This is a genomic window from Streptomyces sp. NPDC026062 (assembly GCF_055568375.1).
The window spans coordinates 14,747-34,233 of record NZ_JBVHOQ010000065.1 but is presented as its reverse complement, the minus strand read 5'-3'; the positions used below and the strand labels follow the sequence as shown (position 1 = coordinate 34,233).

At 70.2% G+C, this 19,487-nt stretch carries 19 protein-coding genes; 13 read left to right on the top strand and 6 right to left on the bottom strand.

The annotated features are described in order from the left end of the window. Positions 1–198: 198 nt before the first annotated feature. The 3 genes from ACZ4LX_RS35575 to ACZ4LX_RS35565 all read right to left on the bottom strand — a co-directional run bounded on the left by ACZ4LX_RS35575 (position 199) and on the right by ACZ4LX_RS35565 (position 2,973). Complete coding sequence (locus tag ACZ4LX_RS35575; RefSeq protein WP_467651143.1) at positions 199–1,965, bottom strand: tyrosine-type recombinase/integrase; 1,767 nt, start codon at positions 1,963–1,965, stop codon at positions 199–201. Then, on the bottom strand, positions 1,962–2,258 hold the full coding sequence (locus ACZ4LX_RS35570; protein ID WP_361488554.1) for a helix-turn-helix domain-containing protein: 297 nt from the start codon (positions 2,256–2,258) through the stop codon (positions 1,962–1,964). The genes ACZ4LX_RS35575 and ACZ4LX_RS35570 overlap by 4 nt, the downstream gene beginning before the upstream one ends. Before the next feature lie 175 nt (positions 2,259–2,433). Then, positions 2,434–2,973, bottom strand: coding sequence for a helix-turn-helix transcriptional regulator (locus ACZ4LX_RS35565; protein WP_467651145.1), 540 nt, complete (start codon positions 2,971–2,973; stop codon positions 2,434–2,436). A gap of 278 nt (positions 2,974–3,251) precedes the next feature. Between ACZ4LX_RS35565 and ACZ4LX_RS35560 the strand changes: the two genes are divergently transcribed. From ACZ4LX_RS35560 to ACZ4LX_RS35545, 4 genes are all read left to right on the top strand, one after another. Then, on the top strand, positions 3,252–4,772 hold the full coding sequence (locus ACZ4LX_RS35560) for a DnaB-like helicase N-terminal domain-containing protein (protein ID WP_467651146.1): 1,521 nt from the start codon (positions 3,252–3,254) through the stop codon (positions 4,770–4,772). A gap of 253 nt (positions 4,773–5,025) precedes the next feature. Then, the gene (locus tag ACZ4LX_RS35555) at positions 5,026–6,363 is read left to right on the top strand and encodes a hypothetical protein (RefSeq protein ID WP_467651147.1); all 1,338 of its coding nucleotides are present in this window, start codon (positions 5,026–5,028) and stop codon (positions 6,361–6,363) included. A gap of 314 nt (positions 6,364–6,677) precedes the next feature. After that, entirely contained in the window at positions 6,678–7,019 is a 342-nt protein-coding gene (locus tag ACZ4LX_RS35550; RefSeq protein WP_467651148.1) for a plasmid mobilization relaxosome protein MobC, read from the top strand. After that, positions 7,016–8,737, top strand: a complete 1,722-nt coding sequence (locus ACZ4LX_RS35545; RefSeq protein ID WP_467651149.1) for a relaxase/mobilization nuclease domain-containing protein — start codon at positions 7,016–7,018, stop codon at positions 8,735–8,737. The genes ACZ4LX_RS35550 and ACZ4LX_RS35545 overlap by 4 nt, the downstream gene beginning before the upstream one ends. Before the next feature lie 111 nt (positions 8,738–8,848). Here ACZ4LX_RS35545 and ACZ4LX_RS35540 read toward each other — a convergent pair whose 3' ends face one another. The 3 genes from ACZ4LX_RS35540 to ACZ4LX_RS35530 are packed head-to-tail and all read right to left on the bottom strand — an operon-like array spanning position 8,849 to position 11,436. After that, positions 8,849–9,763 carry an FAD-dependent oxidoreductase gene (locus ACZ4LX_RS35540; RefSeq protein WP_467651150.1) on the bottom strand — a complete coding sequence of 305 codons (915 nt, stop codon included), beginning with the start codon at positions 9,761–9,763 and terminating at the stop codon, positions 8,849–8,851. Positions 9,764–9,767: 4 nt separating this feature from the next. After that, positions 9,768–10,337, bottom strand: a complete 570-nt coding sequence (locus ACZ4LX_RS35535; RefSeq protein ID WP_467651151.1) for a cysteine hydrolase family protein — start codon at positions 10,335–10,337, stop codon at positions 9,768–9,770. A gap of 25 nt (positions 10,338–10,362) precedes the next feature. After that, positions 10,363–11,436, bottom strand: a complete 1,074-nt coding sequence (locus tag ACZ4LX_RS35530) for a helix-turn-helix domain-containing protein (protein WP_467651174.1) — start codon at positions 11,434–11,436, stop codon at positions 10,363–10,365. 275 nt (positions 11,437–11,711) lie between these two features. Between ACZ4LX_RS35530 and ACZ4LX_RS35525 the strand changes: the two genes are divergently transcribed. From ACZ4LX_RS35525 to ACZ4LX_RS35485, 9 genes are all read left to right on the top strand, one after another. Then, positions 11,712–12,179: an NUDIX hydrolase gene (locus ACZ4LX_RS35525; protein WP_392733408.1), complete on the top strand. Its 468-nt coding sequence runs from the start codon at positions 11,712–11,714 to the stop codon at positions 12,177–12,179. A gap of 3 nt (positions 12,180–12,182) precedes the next feature. Beyond that, positions 12,183–12,830 (top strand): hypothetical protein, encoded by a 648-nt coding sequence (locus ACZ4LX_RS35520; protein WP_467651152.1) that lies wholly within the window; start codon positions 12,183–12,185, stop codon positions 12,828–12,830. Beyond that, positions 12,827–14,626: a DUF4254 domain-containing protein gene (locus tag ACZ4LX_RS35515; protein WP_467651153.1), complete on the top strand. Its 1,800-nt coding sequence runs from the start codon at positions 12,827–12,829 to the stop codon at positions 14,624–14,626. The genes ACZ4LX_RS35520 and ACZ4LX_RS35515 overlap by 4 nt, the downstream gene beginning before the upstream one ends. Positions 14,627–14,673: 47 nt before the next feature. Further along, positions 14,674–15,249, top strand: coding sequence for a phosphoribosyltransferase family protein (locus ACZ4LX_RS35510; RefSeq protein WP_467651154.1), 576 nt, complete (start codon positions 14,674–14,676; stop codon positions 15,247–15,249). Next, complete coding sequence (locus ACZ4LX_RS35505; RefSeq protein ID WP_467651156.1) at positions 15,246–16,403, top strand: glycosyltransferase family 9 protein; 1,158 nt, start codon at positions 15,246–15,248, stop codon at positions 16,401–16,403. The genes ACZ4LX_RS35510 and ACZ4LX_RS35505 overlap by 4 nt, the downstream gene beginning before the upstream one ends. Then, positions 16,400–17,536: a hypothetical protein gene (locus tag ACZ4LX_RS35500; protein WP_467651157.1), complete on the top strand. Its 1,137-nt coding sequence runs from the start codon at positions 16,400–16,402 to the stop codon at positions 17,534–17,536. The genes ACZ4LX_RS35505 and ACZ4LX_RS35500 overlap by 4 nt, the downstream gene beginning before the upstream one ends. Beyond that, positions 17,521–18,282 (top strand): SDR family NAD(P)-dependent oxidoreductase, encoded by a 762-nt coding sequence (locus tag ACZ4LX_RS35495; RefSeq protein ID WP_392733418.1) that lies wholly within the window; start codon positions 17,521–17,523, stop codon positions 18,280–18,282. The genes ACZ4LX_RS35500 and ACZ4LX_RS35495 overlap by 16 nt, the downstream gene beginning before the upstream one ends. Then, on the top strand, positions 18,275–18,868 hold the full coding sequence (locus tag ACZ4LX_RS35490) for a histidine phosphatase family protein (protein ID WP_467651158.1): 594 nt from the start codon (positions 18,275–18,277) through the stop codon (positions 18,866–18,868). Before ACZ4LX_RS35495 ends, ACZ4LX_RS35490 begins: the two co-directional genes overlap by 8 nt. Before the next feature lie 201 nt (positions 18,869–19,069). Further along, positions 19,070–19,297 carry a YozE family protein gene (locus ACZ4LX_RS35485; RefSeq protein ID WP_361488509.1) on the top strand — a complete coding sequence of 76 codons (228 nt, stop codon included), beginning with the start codon at positions 19,070–19,072 and terminating at the stop codon, positions 19,295–19,297. Positions 19,298–19,487: the final 190 nt, after the last annotated feature.

The window sequence follows — 19,487 nt, the reverse complement described above, 5'->3', positions numbered from 1 at the left end:
GCACCCACCCCAATACGACAACGGCGGTCCTCAAGACCACAACCGGGTCTTGAGGACCGCCGTCACGCACAGGCCCGAATTAACCAACAGCGTCCCTGTGGTGGTTGCCGGGCCTCAGCGCGCGTAGGCCCCATGGACACCCTGGCATCACTGGCTGGTGCTCCATTGATTCGCCGTGGTGGACGGAAATCCGTGGCACTACCAATCGTCGGTGTCCCCGTATTTCCCTGGATGCCGTGCGCGATCCATAGCCTGTGCACAAGCTTCGGTGAAGGCAGCCTCTACGGCGTCCTTGTCCGTGCCTCGCACCTGTGCCTCGACTTCCTGGCCCGTGCCGGGTAGTCGGGCCGTGCGCCAGGCCGAGGCGCGGTCGGTGTAGCGGTCGGTCTCGAAGTCCCAAGTCGGCACCGACCACTGCTCCGGGACCCCGATCGCCGCGCGTTCCCCGCCAGGGAGGATCAGAGCTCGGGCGTGGAAGACTACGGCCCGCTCGGGTACCCGGTCGCGGATGGCGCTCGCACCGCCGGGGCCCTGGTGTTCCCAGCGCCAGCGGTCCCACCGCTCAACCTCGGCAGCGTGGTCCGGCCAGTCCTTGCTCCAACATGCCACGACCTCCTCAGCGTGCTCACGATGGAAGAAGGGGACTCGCCGTTCACCGAGGCGGGCGACGTGGACCACCAGCTCGGCGGGGATGGGACTCTGCCCGATCTCCGGCGCGCTACTTCCCGCTACCTGGCCCGTGCCCCAGAGGAGACCTCCGACCTTGGCGGCGGTGTCCTTGAGAACGCGGCTGGTCAAGTGCTGGTAGCGGCGGCGCATCCGGGCGGACTTACCGGGTTCCCAGCCCATGATCGAGTCGACGACCGCATCGGAGACGCCGAGGATGAGCAGAACCGTCGCCGCAGTATGACGGGCGTCGTGAAGGCGGGCGTCGCGAACACCGGCGGCCTCCAGCAGCTCCTTCCACTTGTGGTAGTCAGTGTTCGGGTTCAAGGGCTCGCCGGTGGGCGAGGTGAACACGTATCCCTTCTCCGTCCACAGGTCGCGAGCCCGAGCTCGCTCGCGTGCCTGGTCCTCCTTGTGCTGACGGAGGAGCAGGAGGAGTTCGTCCGGCGCGCCGATGGGCCGCTGGCCGGCGCGGGACTTCGCGCTCTTGGTCTCGCGCCGCGTGTTGATCTTCTGAGGGCAGAAGCCAGGCTTACGTCCGCAGCGGTCGCCGCAGCCGTGCTTGTAGCGGGGCCGCAGCCGGCCACGGCGGACGCGGATGACGCCGAGCTCGAAATCGACATCGTCCCACTGCATGCCGAGAACCTCGCCCTGGCGCAGGCCGAGGGCGAGCGCAATGACCCAGCGGGCGGTGTTGCGGTGCTTGGCGGCCTCAGCAAGCAGGTGCTGGACCTCCTCGACCGTGTACGGCTCGACCTCCTCCTCTTCGACCTTGGGGGCCTTGGCGATGGAGGCCGGGTTCGCTGTGAGGTGCTGGCGGCGCACGGCTTCGTTCAGCGCCGTGCGGATCGTGCGGTGGGCCTGGTGGGCAGTTCCGGCGGCGCTGCCGTTGTCCTGCATCTTCTTGTAGAAGCGCTCCAAGTGCTCCGGTTCAAGTTTCTCCAGGCGGTGGGCACCGAGGCCAGGGACGAGGTGGTGGTAGACCGCCACCCGGTAACCGTCGATCGTGTTCTCCGAGACGTGCGCGGCTGCGATGTTCTCCACCCAGTGCGTCAGCCACGTCTCCAACGTCCAGTTCTGGCCAGCCTTGCGGACGGCGCCCTTGTCGCGCTGGCGCTCCAGCTCGCGGACGACCTTGGTGACCTGGGGACGGGTCTTGCGACTGACGTGGCGCCGGTCCGGGGTGCCGTCGTCCTTGACGCCGACGGTGACACGACCGTGCCAGCGGCCGTCCTTACCGAGGTAGATGGACGAGGCGCCGTTAGGCTGGCGGGACTTCGGCGCGGAGGCGCGCGTCATGCGGCGGCCCCAAAGTCGGTCGCCGACAGACGGCGGGCGAGGAAGTCGTTCACCGCCTCCGCTGGTATGCGGCGCAAGCTTCCGATCTTGACCGAGGCGATCTCGCCGGAGGAAACGTACTCGTACAGCTTGGTGCGACCGATGCCGATCCGGCGGGCGGCCTCGGCGACGGTGAGGGCTACCAGGGTCGTGTCGCCGACGGATCGGCGCTCGGCCATCAGGGTGCGCAGGGCATCTTCGGGGACGTCCAGGAGCTGGGCTATCTGGGAAACGGGCAGGGCGGGCTGCGGCATGGGGTACTCCTCCCGCCGGCTTCGCGGCGTCGCGGGAGCGGCAACTCCCGGCGGCCTGGCCGGTGGCGTCGTTCAGGGATGGATGGGTTGGTGGATAGTCGTCGGCGGCGGCGGAGGCCGTCCGCGAGTGATACTCCTCGGCGTTCGTAGCGCCGTGGGAAGGGGCAGCGGCTGGCTAGTCGCCAGTGGGTGGCCGACCTTGGTTTCGCAGGTGAGCCCTGGACGGGTGAATGCTCCTCTGCAGGGCCCGCTCTTCGAGCCGGAGGAGTTCGTCGACCTGTCCTCTGTACTCGGGCCCCTTGTCCCCGTAGGCGTCGAGTTCTCTCTGGATCTCGCTCAGGTCCATCTGGTTCCGGTCGATGGCTGCTCGCATGTGCCGGTACTCCAGTGTCATCTGGACGTACTCACGTGCGAGCTGGCGGATGCGGGGCGTGGCCAGTTCGCCTGGCGGTCCGGTCAGGTCCTGCATGGTGAGGTCGAAGACCTTGCAGAAGCCGAGCGCCTCGTCGAGGTTGACCCTGCGACGGGGCTTGCCGCTCTCGATGCGCCAGATTGCGGACTGGTTGATCGGATGGCCGACGGCGGCCATCTCCTCTGCGAGCTTCACCGTGCTCCAACCGCGGACCTCGCGTTCCAGCTTGATGCGTGTGGCGACGTGATCCTCCGGCACCGGGCGACCGGGGCCGGCGCGCTCCGCGCCTTCCTCGCTGCTCACTCGCACCCCCCTTCACGCGACATCGGGTCCACTGGGGCCAGCGTCCACAACTAAACATCGTTGCGGAGTGAAATGCAAGGCGTTGCGTTGCCGAAAATCTCGGCTATGGTCGTGTTCCGCCGTACAGCGGTGGACGAATCCGTGCACGCAAGCGGCCCCGGTGCTACGAACACCGGGGCCGAAGTAGAGGCTCCACCGCACAACCATCCATCCCTGAACGATCGAAACCCGAGGCCGGGGTTGCCGCCCCGTAATGGCCTGCCGGGTGAAGGAGCTCCATGCCCCAGGGTACGACCCTGCCATCCCAGATGCCATCCCGCTTCGGCGAGGGCTCCACGCCATTGGAGCCTCCGTTCAACCTGGACGCCGAGTGCGCGGTCCTTGGCGCCTGTATGCACAAAGCCGACATCATCGACGCGCTCCGGCCCATCCTTGGGGACGACGCCTTCTACCGGCCCGCACACGAGACCATCTGGCGCGCGCTTCTCGTCCAGCACCGCGAGGACAGGCCGACCGACCCGATCGTCCTCACCGAGCTGCTCCGACAGCAAGGTGACTTGCAACGCGTGGGCGGTCCCGCCTATGTGTCCCAGCTCGCCAACGTGCCCTACGGCACCGGTAGTGCGGAGTACCACGCGGAGATCGTCCGCGAGAAGGCCGACCTGCGCCGCCTGGCGACCTCCGCCCTACGCACCCTCCAGCGGGCCCAGGAGCCCGGCGCGGATCCCGAGGCAATTCGCAGCGAGGCCGAAGCGGACGTACGCGCCGAACGCGAGCGCGCGCTCGCCTCGGGGCAGGGACGCCTGTCGCGCTTTGCGACAGACGGGTGGTCGTTCGTCAAAGAGAGCGGCGCGGATACCGAGCCGCTGTGGGGCACCCGCGAGAAGACCGTCTGGGCACCCGGCGAGAGTTTGATGATCGTCGGCGCACCGGGCGTCGGCAAGACCACCCTGGCCCACCAGGTGATCTTCGCCCGCCTCGGCCTTCAGGAGACCGTCCTGGAGATGCCCGTCGCCCCCAGCAGGCGCGTGCTCTACCTGGCCATGGACCGGCCCAAACAGATCGCGAAGGCCATGGCCCGCCGCGTCTTCCCCACCGACGAGAAGATCCTGCGCGAGCGGCTAGTGGTCTGGGAGGGCCCGCTGCCCGCCACCCTCGACAAGGAGCCCGACCTCCTCGCCGACCTCGCTGCCGCGCACCGGGCCGACACCATCGTGATCGACAGCCTCAAGGACGCGGTCAGCACGATGGTCGACGACAGCCTCGCGGTCGCCTTCCACAACGCCCGCATGCGCGCCCTGCGCAACGGCGTGGAGATCCTGGAGCTGCACCACCAGCGCAAGGCCACCGCCGATGCCCCACGTGGCCAGCGACCCAGCCTGGACCAGGTCTACGGCTCCACCTGGATCACCGTCGGCGCGGGCAGCGTCCTGTTCGTCACCGGTCGGGCAGGCGACCCCGCAGTCACCCTGCACCACCTCAAGACCCCCACCGGAGAAGTCGGCCCGCTGGACGTCACCCACAACCACGTACGCGGCACCACAACCGTCGACCCCACCAAGGACCCCGCCATCCTGCTGCGCAACGCCCCAGGCGGGCTGACCGCACGCGACCTGGCGACCATCCTCATTGGTGGCGGCGATCCCGAACGAGCCGACATCGAGAAGGCGCGGCGTCACCTCAGCCGCCTCGTCGACAGCGGCCTGGCTACCAAGGCCGACGGCATCGCCGGAGGCGTCGGAGGCGGCCAGCAGGCCCGCTACTACGCCTCCGCCCGCCACCTCACCTCCGTCGGCTGACCCTCTCACCAGCCCTCTCGAAGCGTTCACGCGACCGTACACGCGGCTCCCACGCCCGCACTCCCTCGTGAACCGCTCACAGCGCTCACGCTCAACGCAAAACCGCAGGTAGAGCGATCACGCGAGCGTCCACGCCGTACACGCTCCCAAGCGATCACGCGCGGGGCCCCCTTCAGAAGGGGGCCCCGCGTGTACGCCCCCTCCGTGAACGCCGTGATCGACTTCCCAGCCCTCCCTCGGAGTAGATCCGCACATGCCGCCCGCAATATCCGAAACACTTGCCGCTACCTCGCTCCTGTACGCCGACAGCCTGCTCCTGCCCGCGGCCGTCCTGGCCGTCACCGCCAGCGCTCTGCTCGCGGGACTGAGGGCCCGACGCAGCCGGTACCTCCCCCGCAACGGGAAGCTGCGTCTCTCGGCTGCCGTCGTCACCGCCACCGTGGCGGCGCTCGTGTGCACCGCCTACAGCGCGGACACCAGCTGGCGGTTCGCCGCCCACTACCTCGACATGCGCAACACCGCCGAGCGCGCTGCGATGTTTGCCGCCGCGGAACTCGCTCTGTTCTCGATGGCGCTGATGGCCCGGCAGAACCTGCACGGGCCGAGGCAGGCGGCCGGCCTGCCCGGGGTCCTCGTTTGGTTGATCACCGCTATGCAGACCATCCCCGCCTACGCCGAAGCCGGACCGGTCGGCGGCACCGTTCGCGCCTTCACTGGCCCGGTGATGGCAGCCGTTCTGTGGCACCTGGCCATGGGCATCGAGCTCCGCCAGCGCACTCCCGACGCCAATTCCCGCGGACTCGCCGCCGTCCTCACACGGCAGGCCCGCGAGCGGCTGCTCGCCCGTCTGGGGATCGTCGAGCAGGACCAGGGCGCCGCTCAGATCATCAGCGACCGGGCCACCCAGCGGGCAGTCGCCCTGGCCGCCCGCCTTGCCGAGATGACGCCCGGGCAGCGGACCGAACGGGCAGGCCGGCGTACCGTGCGTCGTCTGTCCAAGGTCCTCGCCCGCTCCGGCATCGACGCCGACCCACTCCGCAACGAGCAGCTGCTGCGTCAGCTTGCCACCCGCCGTCAAGCAGCCGCCCTGGCCACCATCGACCTGCCCGAGCGATGGGCCACGCTCGTCGGGCAGCCGGTCGACCTGCCCGCAGCACGGCCCGGTTCCTATCGGGCAGAAGCCGACGCACCGGCGGACTGCGGCGGGCGGGCAGAAGACCACGCCCGCCCGCACCCATCAGACCTGGTCGATGGGAAACCCTGCCCGGATTTCCGCCCGAGTCCCATTGCCCGCTCCGGCCCGATGGCCCGCCTGCGAGAAGCGGTTCCGCCTCCCACGGGCAGTGCCTCACACAGCCCATCGGCCAAGCACCACCCGCCGAAGGTGAAACGATCCGGCCGCAAGTCCAGCGCCTCCGACGAAGTCATCCTCGACTTCACCCGCCGCATGTACGAGGAGACCGGCCGCGTCGGACGCGACCGAGTAGAGGACGCCGTGCGCGACGCTGGCTACAGCGTCTCCAGCAACGACGCAGGCCGAGTCGTCCGCGAGTTCAAGTCCCAGCTCGGGGCCATGCGCGCGGATGTCTGATTCCGAGACCGCAACGATGGCCTGAGACGGAGATACCAGTGCACGTTCCCCACCACGAACCCGCCGCATCCCAGCAGCAGCCGACCACCACCCCAGCAACAGGCGGAGCAAGTTGTCCCGGGAGCAATGCTCCCGGAGTTCCCGCCCCAGGGGTGGCGGGACCGGTCCAGCGCCAGGGGGCACCGGACCGGCTGGCTGCGGCCGAGGGCGGACCGCAGCCTGGAGGGGGACGGCAGGCCGAATCCCCTTCGCGGCGGCGTCAGCGCGCCCGCCAGCCGAAGCCCCACAAGCGCCTGCACCAGCCCAGTTGCCGCATGAACGACGCCGAATACAAGCGTTTCACCGACGCAGCAGCTACGTGCCAGATGGCCAACGCCGCCTTCCTCGCCTACGCCGTCGACAAGGCCGCCCGCGACCTGACCCGCACCGCTGCCGAGATCGCCACCGAACGGGAAGTCCTCAACGAGGTGTTCGCCGCGCGCCGGCACCTGGGCCGCATCCACGGCCTGTTCAACCAGGTCGCCAAGGCCCTCAACTCCGGCGCCGACGCGCCCCACCTCGACACCACCGCCCAGGCCGTCCTGAGCGCGGCCCGCCGGATGGAGGACGCCGCCGATGCCCTGCTCACCCATCGCGACGGCGGTGCCCCGGCGTGATCCCCCGCATCCACAAGCGCGGCAGCGAGACGGTCGGTCTGATCCGCTACCTGTACGGTCCTGGCACCCACGAGGAGCACATCGACCCGCACCTGGTGGCGGCTTTCGACCCGCTCACTCCCGACCCCGGCCGCGACCCGCAGGCCACCTACGGGCAGCTTCAGCGGCTGCTCGACCAGCCCGTCAACGCCCTGCTCGCCGGCCGACGCCCCAAGAAGCACGTGTGGCACCTGTCCGTACGTGCCAGCCCCGAAGACCCGATGCTGTCCGACAACGCCTGGGCCGCCATCGCCCGCCGCATGGTCGCCGCCACCGGCATCGCCCCCGACGGCGACGATGCCGCCTGCCGGTGGGCGGCCGTCCGGCACGCCGACGACCACATCCACATCATCGCCACCCTGGTCCGCGACGACGGCCGACGGCCCCGCCTGCACAACGAAGCCCGCCGCGCCCAGACCGAGGCCCGCCTCATCGAAGCGGACTACGGCCTGCGCCGGATCAAACCCGGGGACGGCACTGCCGCAAAGCGCCCTACCAGCGCCGAGCTCCACAAGGCCGAACGCCGCGGCCAGCAGCGCACCCCGCGCGAGGAGCTGCGGGAGGCGGTCCGTCGCTCGGTGGCCGGTGCGGCGGGCGAGGAGGAGTTCTTTGACCGCCTCGGCGCGGCCGGCCTGCTCGTCCGGCGCCGTATCGCGCCGTCGGGCGACACCCTCGGCTACACCGTCGCCCTCCCCGGCGACCGTAACGGCAAGGGCGAGCCGGTCTTCCACTCCGGCTCCAAGCTCGCCCCGGACCTCTCCCTGCCCCGTATCCGCGAACGCTGGACCCAGAACCCGGACGCCCCCACCCAGCAGCCTGCCTTGCCGTCGGTGACCGGGCCCGCGTCCGCACGTCGGCGCACCACCAGCGCCGCTTGGCGGGCGTTGCTCGTCATCGACCACGGCGACGACGGCGTCATCGCCGCGCAGATCGCCGCCACCGGCGAAGTACTCGACGCCCTCGCCCAGACCTCCGCCGCCCACACCCGCCACGAACTCCAGGCAGCAGCCACCGCGTTCGAACGCGCCTCCCGTTCCCACGTCCGCGCCGTACGCGGCCACGACCACGCCCTGCGCCGAGCCGCCCGCGACCTCGTCCATAGCGGCCCGGCCCTCGGCCTAGGTGAAGACGGCGCCACCACCGCGATGGTCATCGACATGCTGGTCTTCCTGATCACCGCCACCGCGCACTGGCACGCCAGGAAACAGCACGCCCAGCAGGCCGAAGCCGCCCACCGAGCCGCCGCACACCTTCGCGCCGCCTACCCGGCCGCCGCCGACCACCCCATGGCCCTGCTCCACCAGCAAGGCAGCCGCCTGGCCCCCTCCTGGCAACGCCACCACGCCACCGCCGTACGCCGTGCCCTGCCCGAACTGGCCGACCGCATCCTCGCCGAACCCGGCTGGCCCGCCCTCGCAGCCACCCTCCACGAAGCCCGAATCACCGGCCACAACCCCACCACCACCCTGCTCACCAAGGCAGCTGCCCTACGAGAACTGGGCACGGCGGAACGCGTGAGCGACGTGCTCGTGTGGCGGCTTCGGCGGATGGTCGACCTCCCCGCTGACCCCCAGAATTCGCAGGACCGGCGCGCCAGCGGCGCCCGCGCCGTCTCAGCGCCAGGACACCCCGCCCACATCGGAACCAGGCCCGCGAACGCTTCCCCGCGACAGCGCTGAACCGTCAAGGCCGAGCAGTACCACTTGTCGCTGCTTGCCATCATGGGCGGACGACGCGCAGCGACGCCGTTCCGAACGCCCTCCTTCGCCGTCGTACCGCACTGACGTGGTTCAGGCCTTGGCAGGCAGCTCCTGAGCCGCGTAGTAGGCGTGTAGTGCGGCCTCGCTTCCGGAGCCCAAGGCGGTCATGATCCGTTGGAAGCGGGCGGAGCGGAGGTCGCCGGCCACGATGACGCGGGAGTGCTGGTCGGTGGGCGGGCAGTATCCGTCCGCACCACGGTTCAGGTCGCCGGGTGGGGCGGTGGGCGCGTTTCCGATGCTGAGGTAGGCGGCGTCCGCCGCGGCCGTCCGCCGGACACCGTCCTGGCCCACCGCTTCCGCTGACACCTGGGCGCCTTCTCCACAGCGCAGCGTCAGGTACTCAACGGGGAGGAGGGTGACGCGAGGGTCTTCTCGGATCTCCTCGATCTTGTACGCGTCGGCGGCCGGGTACGCCACGAGCAGGCGGGTGTCGGTGGTCGGGTTGGCGCGCAGGAAGGTGCCGATCGGGCGGTCGCCGCCGAGGACGAGGAGGGTGCGGCCTTCGGCGTCATCCGCCTCGGCCTGCCAGAGCGGGGCCAGGTTCAGGCCGTCGGGGGCGGTGATCCAGGCGACGTCGCGGGGCTGGAGGGGGCCGACGCCGGTGGCGACGATGGCGTACGGGGAGGTGAGACGGGTGCTGCCGTCGATCACGGCGGTCACCTGGTCGTCGTCGGCGCGGAGTGCGGTGACGTGTCTGCCGAGTTCGAGGCGACACAGCTCCGTGCTCTTCAGTTCCGCGACGATGGAGTCGGCAAGCTCAGTGCCGCTGGTGTAGCCGCCGAGCACGTTGTTCAGGGCAGGGATCCGGTAGAGGTTGCGGCACAGCCGGTCCGGTTCGATCAGGATCGAGCGCATACCGACGCTGGCGGCCATGCGGGCGGCGGCGCAGCCGGCCGGGCCGCCGCCGATGATGATCAGGTCGGTGTCGTACAGCGTTTCGGCCATGGGGCTATTCCAACACCGGGGCCCCGGCGTACGCAGTGAGTTGGCCGATCGCATGGTCGCTGGTGATGAGTTGGCCGGTTCCGATCAGGCGGCGGGCGACGAGGAGGCCGGCGTCGTGGACGTCGAGGCCGGCATCGCTGGCGCAGGCATCGGTGACGATCCAGGGCGCGTAGCCGTGCTCGAAGGCGTCGGCGGCGGACTTCAGGACGCAGCTTTCGGTGGCGATTCCGCAGAAGACGAGGTCGGTCCAGCCGTACCGGCGGATCAGTTCGACGGCTTCCGGGGTGAAGAGCGTGTACCCGGTCTTGTCGACGACCGCGTGTGCGTGGGCGGCAGCCTCGGCGAGCTCGGGGACTATGTCGGTCTCGGGCGCCTTCTGGAGTCGGTGCCACTGGAAGAAGCGCTCGTAGGGGCTGTCCGGATAGTTGAAGTACCGGGTGAAGATCACGGGTCGGCCGGCGGCGGACCACTGGGCGACCAGGTCGGAGACCGCAAGCACGGCGTGGCGACTGTGGTGGTTCACGAAGCCGTTCTGCATGTCGATCACGACCAGCGCGGCGCTGCTGATGTCCATCCGGTATCTCTCCTGCCCAGGGTTCTCAGCCGACGCTCTCGCGCAGAGCGTCTTGTGCGGCGCGCAGCCGTTCGGCCAGTCCGCTGGTCTTCATGATGGCCTCCCGCATGAGGACGTGTTGTGCGGTCTCCTGGGCGCGGGCGGTGGTGAGCCGGGAGGTAGCGGCGCGCAGGAAGCGCCAGCCGTACTGCTCGGGCATGGAGGGGTCCTGGCCGTTCTCGATCATCTGCTGGACCTGGTGGGTGAAGCACCACAGGGCCTGGACGGTCAGCTCGCAGGCGACCAGTTCGTCGATGGTGAGGCCGCGCTCGCGGGAGTGGGAGGCGTAGGCGACGCCTGACCAGCCGGCGTAGCCGGTGGAGACTCCCCGTACGCCGAAGGACACGATGTCCGGGTGGTCGAAGCCGGTGGCGAGGAGCGATGCCTCGACCGTGCCGTCCAGGGGCGCGGGCCCGCCCGGGGCGCCGCGGTCGACCAGGACTGAGGGTGTGGACAGCAGGCGCAGGGCGGTTTCGTAGGCGTCTCCGGTCCAGGGTGCGGAGGCAAGCCAGTACAGGGAAAGGACGTACTCGGGGTTGGGGACGCGGTCGTGGTCCTCCTCCAGGAGGTCGCGGAGCTTGTTCCGCGCCCAGGGCAAGTCGGAGGCGTACGAACGGTAGCGCCAGACAGCGAGGTCTGTGAGCGCGGAAGGCTCGTGCGGTTGGACGAGGTGGAAGACGGCGGCTCCGCACGCGAAGACGTGCAGAACGCAGTCCTGCGCTTCGGGGTGGTCCACGCGGGCCGAGGAGGACTCCAGCCACTGGTCGCCCGCGCTCGGCGTCATATGCGCGCGGAGCCGGCCAGCGCGCTCGACGCCGATGAAGACCGGCAGGAACTTGTGGGAGTCGACTCCGATCCGGCCTGTGACGGGTGGAGCGGCGTCGTTCGCTCCGAATGCTGCGGCGAACCGCGCCTTCGCGTCGTCCGGCGCGCGGCCGAGCGCGGTGTCGAGGACGGCTTGGGATTCGCCACGGGGCTGGTAACTCGCCCCGCCACCTTCCCAGTTCGAAACAGTTCGGTCGCTCACGCCCAGGTAGGCGGCGAAGTCCCGCAGGCTCATGCGCAGGGCGTCGCGTAACAGCCGGGCTTCCCGGCCGGACCATCGCTGCACCGTGACCACCGTCGTACCCCCTGTCCGTCACCCGCTGGAACGCCGAAACGCCCAGCGTAGCCAGCTGCGTTCAGCAGCGGTGCGGCATTGCTGCAGCACGTCTACCTCACACCCCGTCACCGACCTACACCATGCTGAGTTCACCGAGCCGGAGAGGCGCCGGCCGCGACCAGGCGGCCCTCCGCCCGTTCTCTCCTGCACCACCACCAGAAGGAGCAAACGGCATGACCGACATCGTCAAGCGCAACGCCCGCGCCATCCTCCTCGACGGCGACGAGCTGATCCTGATCAAGCGCACCAAGCCCGGGAGGGAACCGTACTGGGTGTCGGTCGGCGGAGGGGTCGAGGAGGACGACGCGACCATTGAGGCAGCTCTGCACCGGGAGGTGTTCGAGGAGTTGGGCGGCAAGCTGGAGCGCGCCGAGCTGGTCCACCTGATCACCGACGAGTTGGAGAGCGGCGTCGGCGTGCAGCACATCTTCGCCGCGCGCCTGGAGTCGATGGACCTGGCCGTGCGTACGGGGACGGAGTTCTCCAAGCCGGAGCGGGGCGGGTACGAGGTGGTCCGGGTGCCGTTCACCTCCGAGGCCGTCCGCGAGCTGAACCTGATGCCGCCGGAGCTCGCCGACTTCATCGCCGCGAACACGGACGCGATCGTCTCCGTCCTCGACACCTCGATCCGCGAGGCGTGAGCAATGGCGCAGGTCCCGGACTTCGTCAGCCTCAACGGCCCTGACAACGTGGGCAAGACGACCCACCTGGTGCGGCTGGCCGGGCGCTGGGACGGCTTCCAGCCGCTGGGAGCCGTCCACGAGCACGACCCCGAGCCGTGGTCGCGGGTGGCGGCCGGCGACTACGCCCGGTGGTGGTTCGAGATGTCCACGACGGTCGAGCTGACCGAGATGCTGCTCGCCGGTCACGCCAAGCGGGCTGCCGCCCGCGAGGCCGGGCGTACTGGCCTGCTGGACCGGGGCCTGCCCATGCTCCTCGCCGTGGCCACTGCGACGTGCGTGGTCAAGGACGGGCTGACGGTCGGCGAGGCGTTCAAGACCGTGACGGGCATCGCTGGTTCGCGGGTCATCGCCTCGGAGACTGCGATCCTCCTGCTCCCGTCCCTCGACGCCGAACGCAGCTACGTCATCACCAGCGCTCGCGAGGGCCGTCCCTGGACCGGGGTGTACCCGGCCTATCAGAAGACGCTGCACGCGGTCCTGCTTCACCAGGTCGACCACGGCGCGTACACCGCGGTCGTGGACTGCGAGGGCCGCTCGCTGGACGACGTCCACGCCGACGTACTCAGCCATGTCGGCCTTCCACGACTCACCGACGGGAGTCCCCGATGACCCAGAACTCCCCGCCCCTTGCCCTGCCGCCGGGTCTGGTCCGCGCCATCGCCACTCTCCAGGACAAGGACCGGCACCGCCTGGACGACACCGTCACCCGGCTCCACACCGTCAACGGACGCCTGTGGAACGCCGAGGACCGGGTGCGCGGCGCCTTACTGTCCGCCGCCCAGGTCGCCGACTGCAAGCGGGAGATCGACCAGCTCAACGCCGAGCGCAACGCGCTCGCCGAGCGGGCCGACGAGGTCCTCGGCTCGCTGGCGGACGCGGGCCGCGCCGACGCGCCGCTGCACACCGAGACGCTCGCCTCCGTCGTCGACCGCCTGTCGGTCCTGACGCTGCGGATCTGGCACAGCGAGCGGGCGGCGGCCCGGGATGAGCTGGCCCTCCGGCGCGTCCCCGCCCTCCACGGCCAGCGGGAGGAGCTGTGCGCTGCCCTCGACGCGCTGGTCGCCGATGTCGTGGCCGGCCGCCGTCGGCTTCCCGTACCAGCCCGCTTCAAGCTCTACGGCCGGGACGACGCCGCCCCGACGGAGGTCAAGCCGACCCGGCACCTACGCCGGGTCCTCGCCTTCGGTGGGCTGAGCGAGTGCGGTAAAAGCACCAGTGCCGAGTTCGTCCAGCGCACGTGCGGCGCCCAGCGTCTCAAGATCGGCTTCCTGCTGCGGCAGGCGGCTCACCGGGAGGGCCTCGCGGACCCGTACGCGCTGTCGGCCCGTCGGCAGGCCGAACTGCTGCTCGGCGAGCTGAACCGCTTCGCGGACGCTCACGTCGACATGCGGCTGTTCACTATCGAGTCCGTCCACGACGACGCGTCGATCGCCGAGCTCAAGCAGCTCATGGGCGACACGCTCCAGATCGTCTATCTGGATGCCTCCTTTGCCGTACGTGTCGAGCGGTCCGGGACATCGGCCCAGGCCGTCGCTGCGAAGGACGAGATCAAGATGAGTCGTGGCGCCCATCAGGTCGCTGCGCTCGCCGACCACGTCATCGACAACACGGGAAGCATCGCCGCCCTCCGCGCCCGCCTCCGGCGCATTGCCGCCCCGCCCGTCAGTGTGGCGCTGCGCGTGGCCACCCCGTACGGGCTGGGCCTGCCGGCCGCCGTCGCCTCGGCGACGGCCGACTTCACGGATGCGGTACGGGTATACGGCCCCGGCGTCCGGCTCGTCGCCCTGACCGGCAGCCCCGGCGAGGGCAGCTGGATCGCTGGCTGGTCCGACCTGGACCTTCTGGTGATCGCCGAACACGAGGCCATCGGGCGGGTCCACGAGGCCCTGGAGCAGTACCGCACTGCCCTGGGCGGTGCGGCCTCCCTCGGCCCCACCCTCGTCACCCCTGGTGAACTGACCGCCCGACGCCTCACCCCGCGCCTGGCATTCGTCCTCCACCAGCTCCAGCAGGGCAGCCCCGTCCTGCACACCGCGCCCGGCCTCGAACTGCCGACGATCGGCCGAGACGAGCTCGCGTTCGCCGCCGTCCGCGAACTCCCGCAGGTCATCCTGACCATGCGCCGCCTGCGCGCTGATGCGGATCCGACCACCCTGCGGCAGCTCTACAAGCACCTCGTGCTCGCCTGCCGCCTCCTCCTGCGTGAGCACAACCAGTGGGAGTCCGGTCCCGACCGGATCCTCTCCGCAGCCTCCCGCATGCCGGGCCTGCCCGCTGTGTCGGTGCCCTCCCTGGCCGAGATCGCCAGTGCCTGGCACGACGGCAACGCCGAGATCGTTCTCAAGCCCGTCACCACGGCCGTCGATCAGCTCCTGACCTGGTACGCCTCCCAGCTCGCCGCCTGAACGGCCTTCCCTTCCTTCCTCTTTCTCCGTCCGACAGGAGCTTCGCCATGCCCGAAACCATCACCGCGCCCTCGTTCTCCGCCCGGATCGTCGAGCGCCTCAGCGTCGGAGCCACGAGCCGCCGCGAGCGCGTCATCCACTCCTTGGACGGCCTGGAGAACCCGGTCCACCCCGACACCCTGGCCCACACCGGGGCCGACCTGTGGCGTCTGCTCCAGGAGCAGGTGCCGGAGGGACTCGACTCCGTGGACTTCCTTCTCGGCCTGGACGCCGGCGGCATCCTGCCGACCGTCTCTCTCGCCGGCGCCGCCCGCCTCCCGTACAAGATCGCCTGGAAGCTCCTTCTCCCCCTCGACGGCGCGGTCCGCTTCAGCGAGCCCCACGCGATGCGCACCGACGTCTTCGCATACGGCATCTCCCCCGGCCAGCGGATCGTCATCGTCGACGACGAGATCACCACCGGCCGGACCCTGGCCGACCTCACCCGCCGCCTCCGCGAGGCCGGCGCCGTCCCGCTGGCGGCGGCCTGCCTGGTGGAGGACACCACCCGCGGAGCCCGCGACCTGCTCACCGACCTCGGTCTGCCGCTGGTCTCGCTCACCACGATCGAGGGCCCGGCATGACCACGGTCGCCCCGGCGGGGATCCGGTTCCACCCCGGTTCCCTGGCCGTCCCTGCCGAGGCCGTCCACACCACCCCACTCGGGTACGACCGGGACGGCATTCCCATCGGCGCACCGCTCCCGCTCGCCGCCTCCGCCGAGCTCGTCCAACGCCTGAGCGGGGGCGGCGAGGTCGTGGTGGCTTTCGAGGGGAAGCTCGGCGACACCCTTCTCGCGCTGTCGGGGGTCCGCGCGGTCCTCGACTGGCTGCGGCTGCGCTCGGTTCGCGTGGCCGTCCGGGCGGCGGGGTCGTACGCGGGGCTGATCGCCCGCACCGGGCTGATCCCACGCCCCCAGACCACCGTGCCCAGCGGCTGGCGGGCCGTGATCGGAGACCGCGCAGGGGTCGAGGCACAGGGCTCGATGGCAGCGGTGAGCCTGGTGCTCGACCCGGCCGTCCCGCCCTGCTGGTCGACCGACGGCCGTGCCCACCCGGACCTGCCTGCCCGTCACTACCTGGCGATGGAGCGTCGCCTCGGCATCCGCCTGCCCGCCACGGCCCCCTTCGCTCCCATCCTCGCAACCAGGCCGAACAACCTCGTGGAGGAGCTGCGCTCGGTGGGCTGGCTGGGCGACCTGAACATCGCCGCCATCACCGCCACCAGCTGGCCAGAGCGCAAGGACTACACCGCCCAGCGCTACATCCCCCTCACCGAGCGCATCGCCGAGGCCCACCAGACCCAGGCCCGGTTGCTGCTCATCGGTGGCAACCCGGACGACGGCCTCCGCATCACCGCAGAGGCTCCCAAGCGTCACGTACAAGTGCTCCGCCTCGATGGAATGCCGGCCGACCACCTCGCCGACCTCTTCCCGCACTGCCACCTGATCGTCGGCAACGACACCGGCCTCACCCACCTCGCCGCGATGGCGCGCGGCGGGGAGTGCAGCGGCCCGCCGGTCATCGGCCTGTACGCACGCCACAGCCACAGCAAGTGGCGCACCGGCCTGCCGCACCATCACGCCGTCGCCACCGACCTGTCCAACCGCATGCACCAGGGCGACCTCTGCCCCGTCCGCGACGCCATCGCCCCGGACACGGACGTGCACATGGATGCCTTCCCGCCCACCGCACTGGCCCAGGTCGGCCTGGAACTCCTCGACGGGGTGAGGCCATGACCATCCGGCCTCCCCTCCGGCTCGGTCCAGTACGACGTTTCACCCGCAACCTGCTCTGCCCCGTCGACCTCCTGGGCCGCCCGCTGCTCCTGAAGTACACCCGCGATGCGGTCGAGGCCCGCGAGGAGATCCGCGGTCACACCCGCCTGGCCCAGCACTACCGCGTACCCGCCCTCCACGCCCACCTGCGCGTCCCGGGCGGGCACCTCCTCGCGTACGAACGCCTCCCCAGCGGCACCGACCAGGGGCTCCTGCTCGACCTCCTCAACGCGGACGAGCCGAGCAGCGACCTCCACGCCTACATGGACCAGCTCACGGCCGCGTACCGCGAGGTCATCCTCGCGACGGCATCGCCAGCCGAACCGGCGCGCATCGTCCGCAAGCTGTACTGGGACCGCGCGGCACCCGGCGGCCGACTCGACACGTACTACGCGGGCAACGAATTCCTCATCGCCGACGGCCTCATCGACATCCCGGTCTCCCGCCTCGACACGTACGCCCTGAGCATCAACGGCCGCCGGCACCACCTGGACTGGGCCGCCACCCTCCGCTGGCTCCGCGCCCACTTCGCCACTGCCGAACCGGTCTGGGCGGCCCTCACCCAGGGCGACCCCACCGACGTCAACCTCGCCCACCCGCTCGCCTGGTTCGACTACGACACCGCCGGGATGAACAGCATCCCCGGCGAGTTCGCCAACTTCCTCTGGTACGCCTCCACCCTCGGCGGCTGGCTCGTCCCCACGTACAACCCGACCGCCTTCGCCGACCACCCCGCCACCTTCGCCCACATCCCGGCCAACGCCCCCGAGCTCCGGCGAGCGGACATCGACCACACCACAAGCACCATCCACATCGACTACACCCCGCGCCTCTCGGCTCCCCGACGAACCGCCTTGACCGCGTACTGGAACCAGCTCGTACAGCCGGTCGCCGACCGCCTCTGGCCCGGCGCGAACCTGGCGAACCTGCTCCGCCCCTACCTGGCCATGCGCATCCTCGGCGTCTACAACCTGGCCGACCTGGCCCCCAAGGACCGGCTCGTCCTCCTCGCCCGGCTCGCCGAGACCATGAGCCCTGCCTTCGACCCCATCACCTACTTCTGCCCGCTGGAGTCGCCATGCCCGGCCCCCTGAACGGCCGTACCGCCCTGGTCACCGGAGCCACCGGCGGCCTCGGCTCGGCCATCGCCCGCCGCCTCGCCGCCGACGGCGCCACCGTCGCCCTCGCGCACCTCGATGACGACCAGGCCGCAGCCGAACTCACCGCCCACATCACCGACAGCGGAGGCACCGCCGTTCCCTTGGAAGCCGACCTCCGCGAGGACGAGGCCGTACGCGCCCTCTGCCACCAAGCCCACGACGCACTCGGCACGGTCGACATCCTGGTCAGCAACGCCGGCGCCTACCCCCGCCGCCCGTGGCCGGAGACGACGCCGACCCACTGGAACAACGCCCTGGCCACCAACCTGACCAGCCACTACCTCCTCGCCCACGAACTCACCCCCGCCATGACGGCCGTCGGCTGGGGCCGGATCATCACCATCGGCTCCGTCCTCGCCACCGCGGGCCGCCACGACCTCGCCGGCTACATCAGCGCCAAGGCCGGCCTCGAAGGACTCACCCGCGCCCTCGCCCGCGAACTCGGCCCCGTCGGCATCACCGCCAACTGCGTCGCCCCGGGTTCCATCCGCGTCCCCGCCGAGGACACCGTCGTCGACGACCCACAAGCCATGACCGTCCGCCAGCTCGCCCGCCAATGTGTCCAGCGGAGGGGCCGCCCGGACGATGTCGCCGCGGCCGTCGCCTTCCTCGTCACCGAGGACGCCGGCTTCATCACCGGCCAGACCCTGCGCGTCGACGGAGGCTGGATCCTTGCCTGACATCTGGCTCATGCGCCACGGCGCCTACGAAGGCCACCGCCCCGGCTACCACGCCCCGTACGAGGCCACCCTCACGCAGGAAGGCCGCGACCAGGTACGCCGCTCCCTCCCCCTTCCCGAGGGCATCACCGCGATCGTCACCAGCCCGATCCCCCGTGCCCGCCAGACCGCCACCCGCGTCTCATACTTCACGGGCCTGCCGATCGTGGCCACCTCCGGTCTTCTCGCCGAATGGCGCGCCCCGAGCATTGTCCTCGGCCGCGCCGCCGAGACCTACCCGCCGACCTACCGCGCCTGGCGAGCCCGCCGCCTCGCCAACCCCTCCCTACGCTGCGAAGACGGCGAAAGCCTCACCGACCTCCACACCCGCGCCCGTCACTGCGCCGCCTTCCTCCACCACACCGCCCAACGCCACGGCCCCCTCCTGGCCGTCTCCCACACCCTCCTCCTCGGCGTCCTCACCCACCTCCAGGAAGGCCCCGCCGTATTCACCATCGCAGCGAAGACGCCTTGGCAGTTCGCCGAACTCCGACTTCTGCCGGCCCGACAAAGAGCGGCAACCAGCCTTCACCGACCTGCCCAGTAAGTGGCTGGCCCCCAGCCGCTACGCCCGCCTACTTGTAAAGCAGCGCCACTGCCCATGTCGGACCGCGCGGAAGAACTCGATCGCACACGGAAGATTTCAGTCGATATTTAAGTTACTGCACCGAACACGACGGTGCGTGATAGGCGTTGAGCAGGGGATGCTGTTCAAAGGGCCGGCATCACGAAGCACCAGGGAGTACGCATGTCCAACGATCCGAGCGATTTTCGGGCCTGGCTCATGCGCCATGTCGATGAACGGTCGGCCGTTGGTGACCTTGCCCGTGACGTACGGGACGACGCCGAATGGCCCGAAGGCGAACCCGAGACGTTCGAGCTCTACAACGAGTACCTCGACTCCATGAACGCCTGCGAAGGTGCGCTGGATGCCCTTGAGAAGGCGTGGAGCCACTACGACGCGATCCGAACGTGAGCCTCGGCAGACTGAGGCCTTCCGCGTGATGACAGTGATCTGGTCCACGGCACGGCGACTTCAGCAGCCAAGTCACAACCACGTCGACCGAAATCTGCGGTGTGATCCGACAACCTACGTGAGGCCGAGAGGAGCCAGTTGAACTTTTCTCCCAACAGAGCCAGGTCCCGGAAAGGGCAAACCCAGCAGG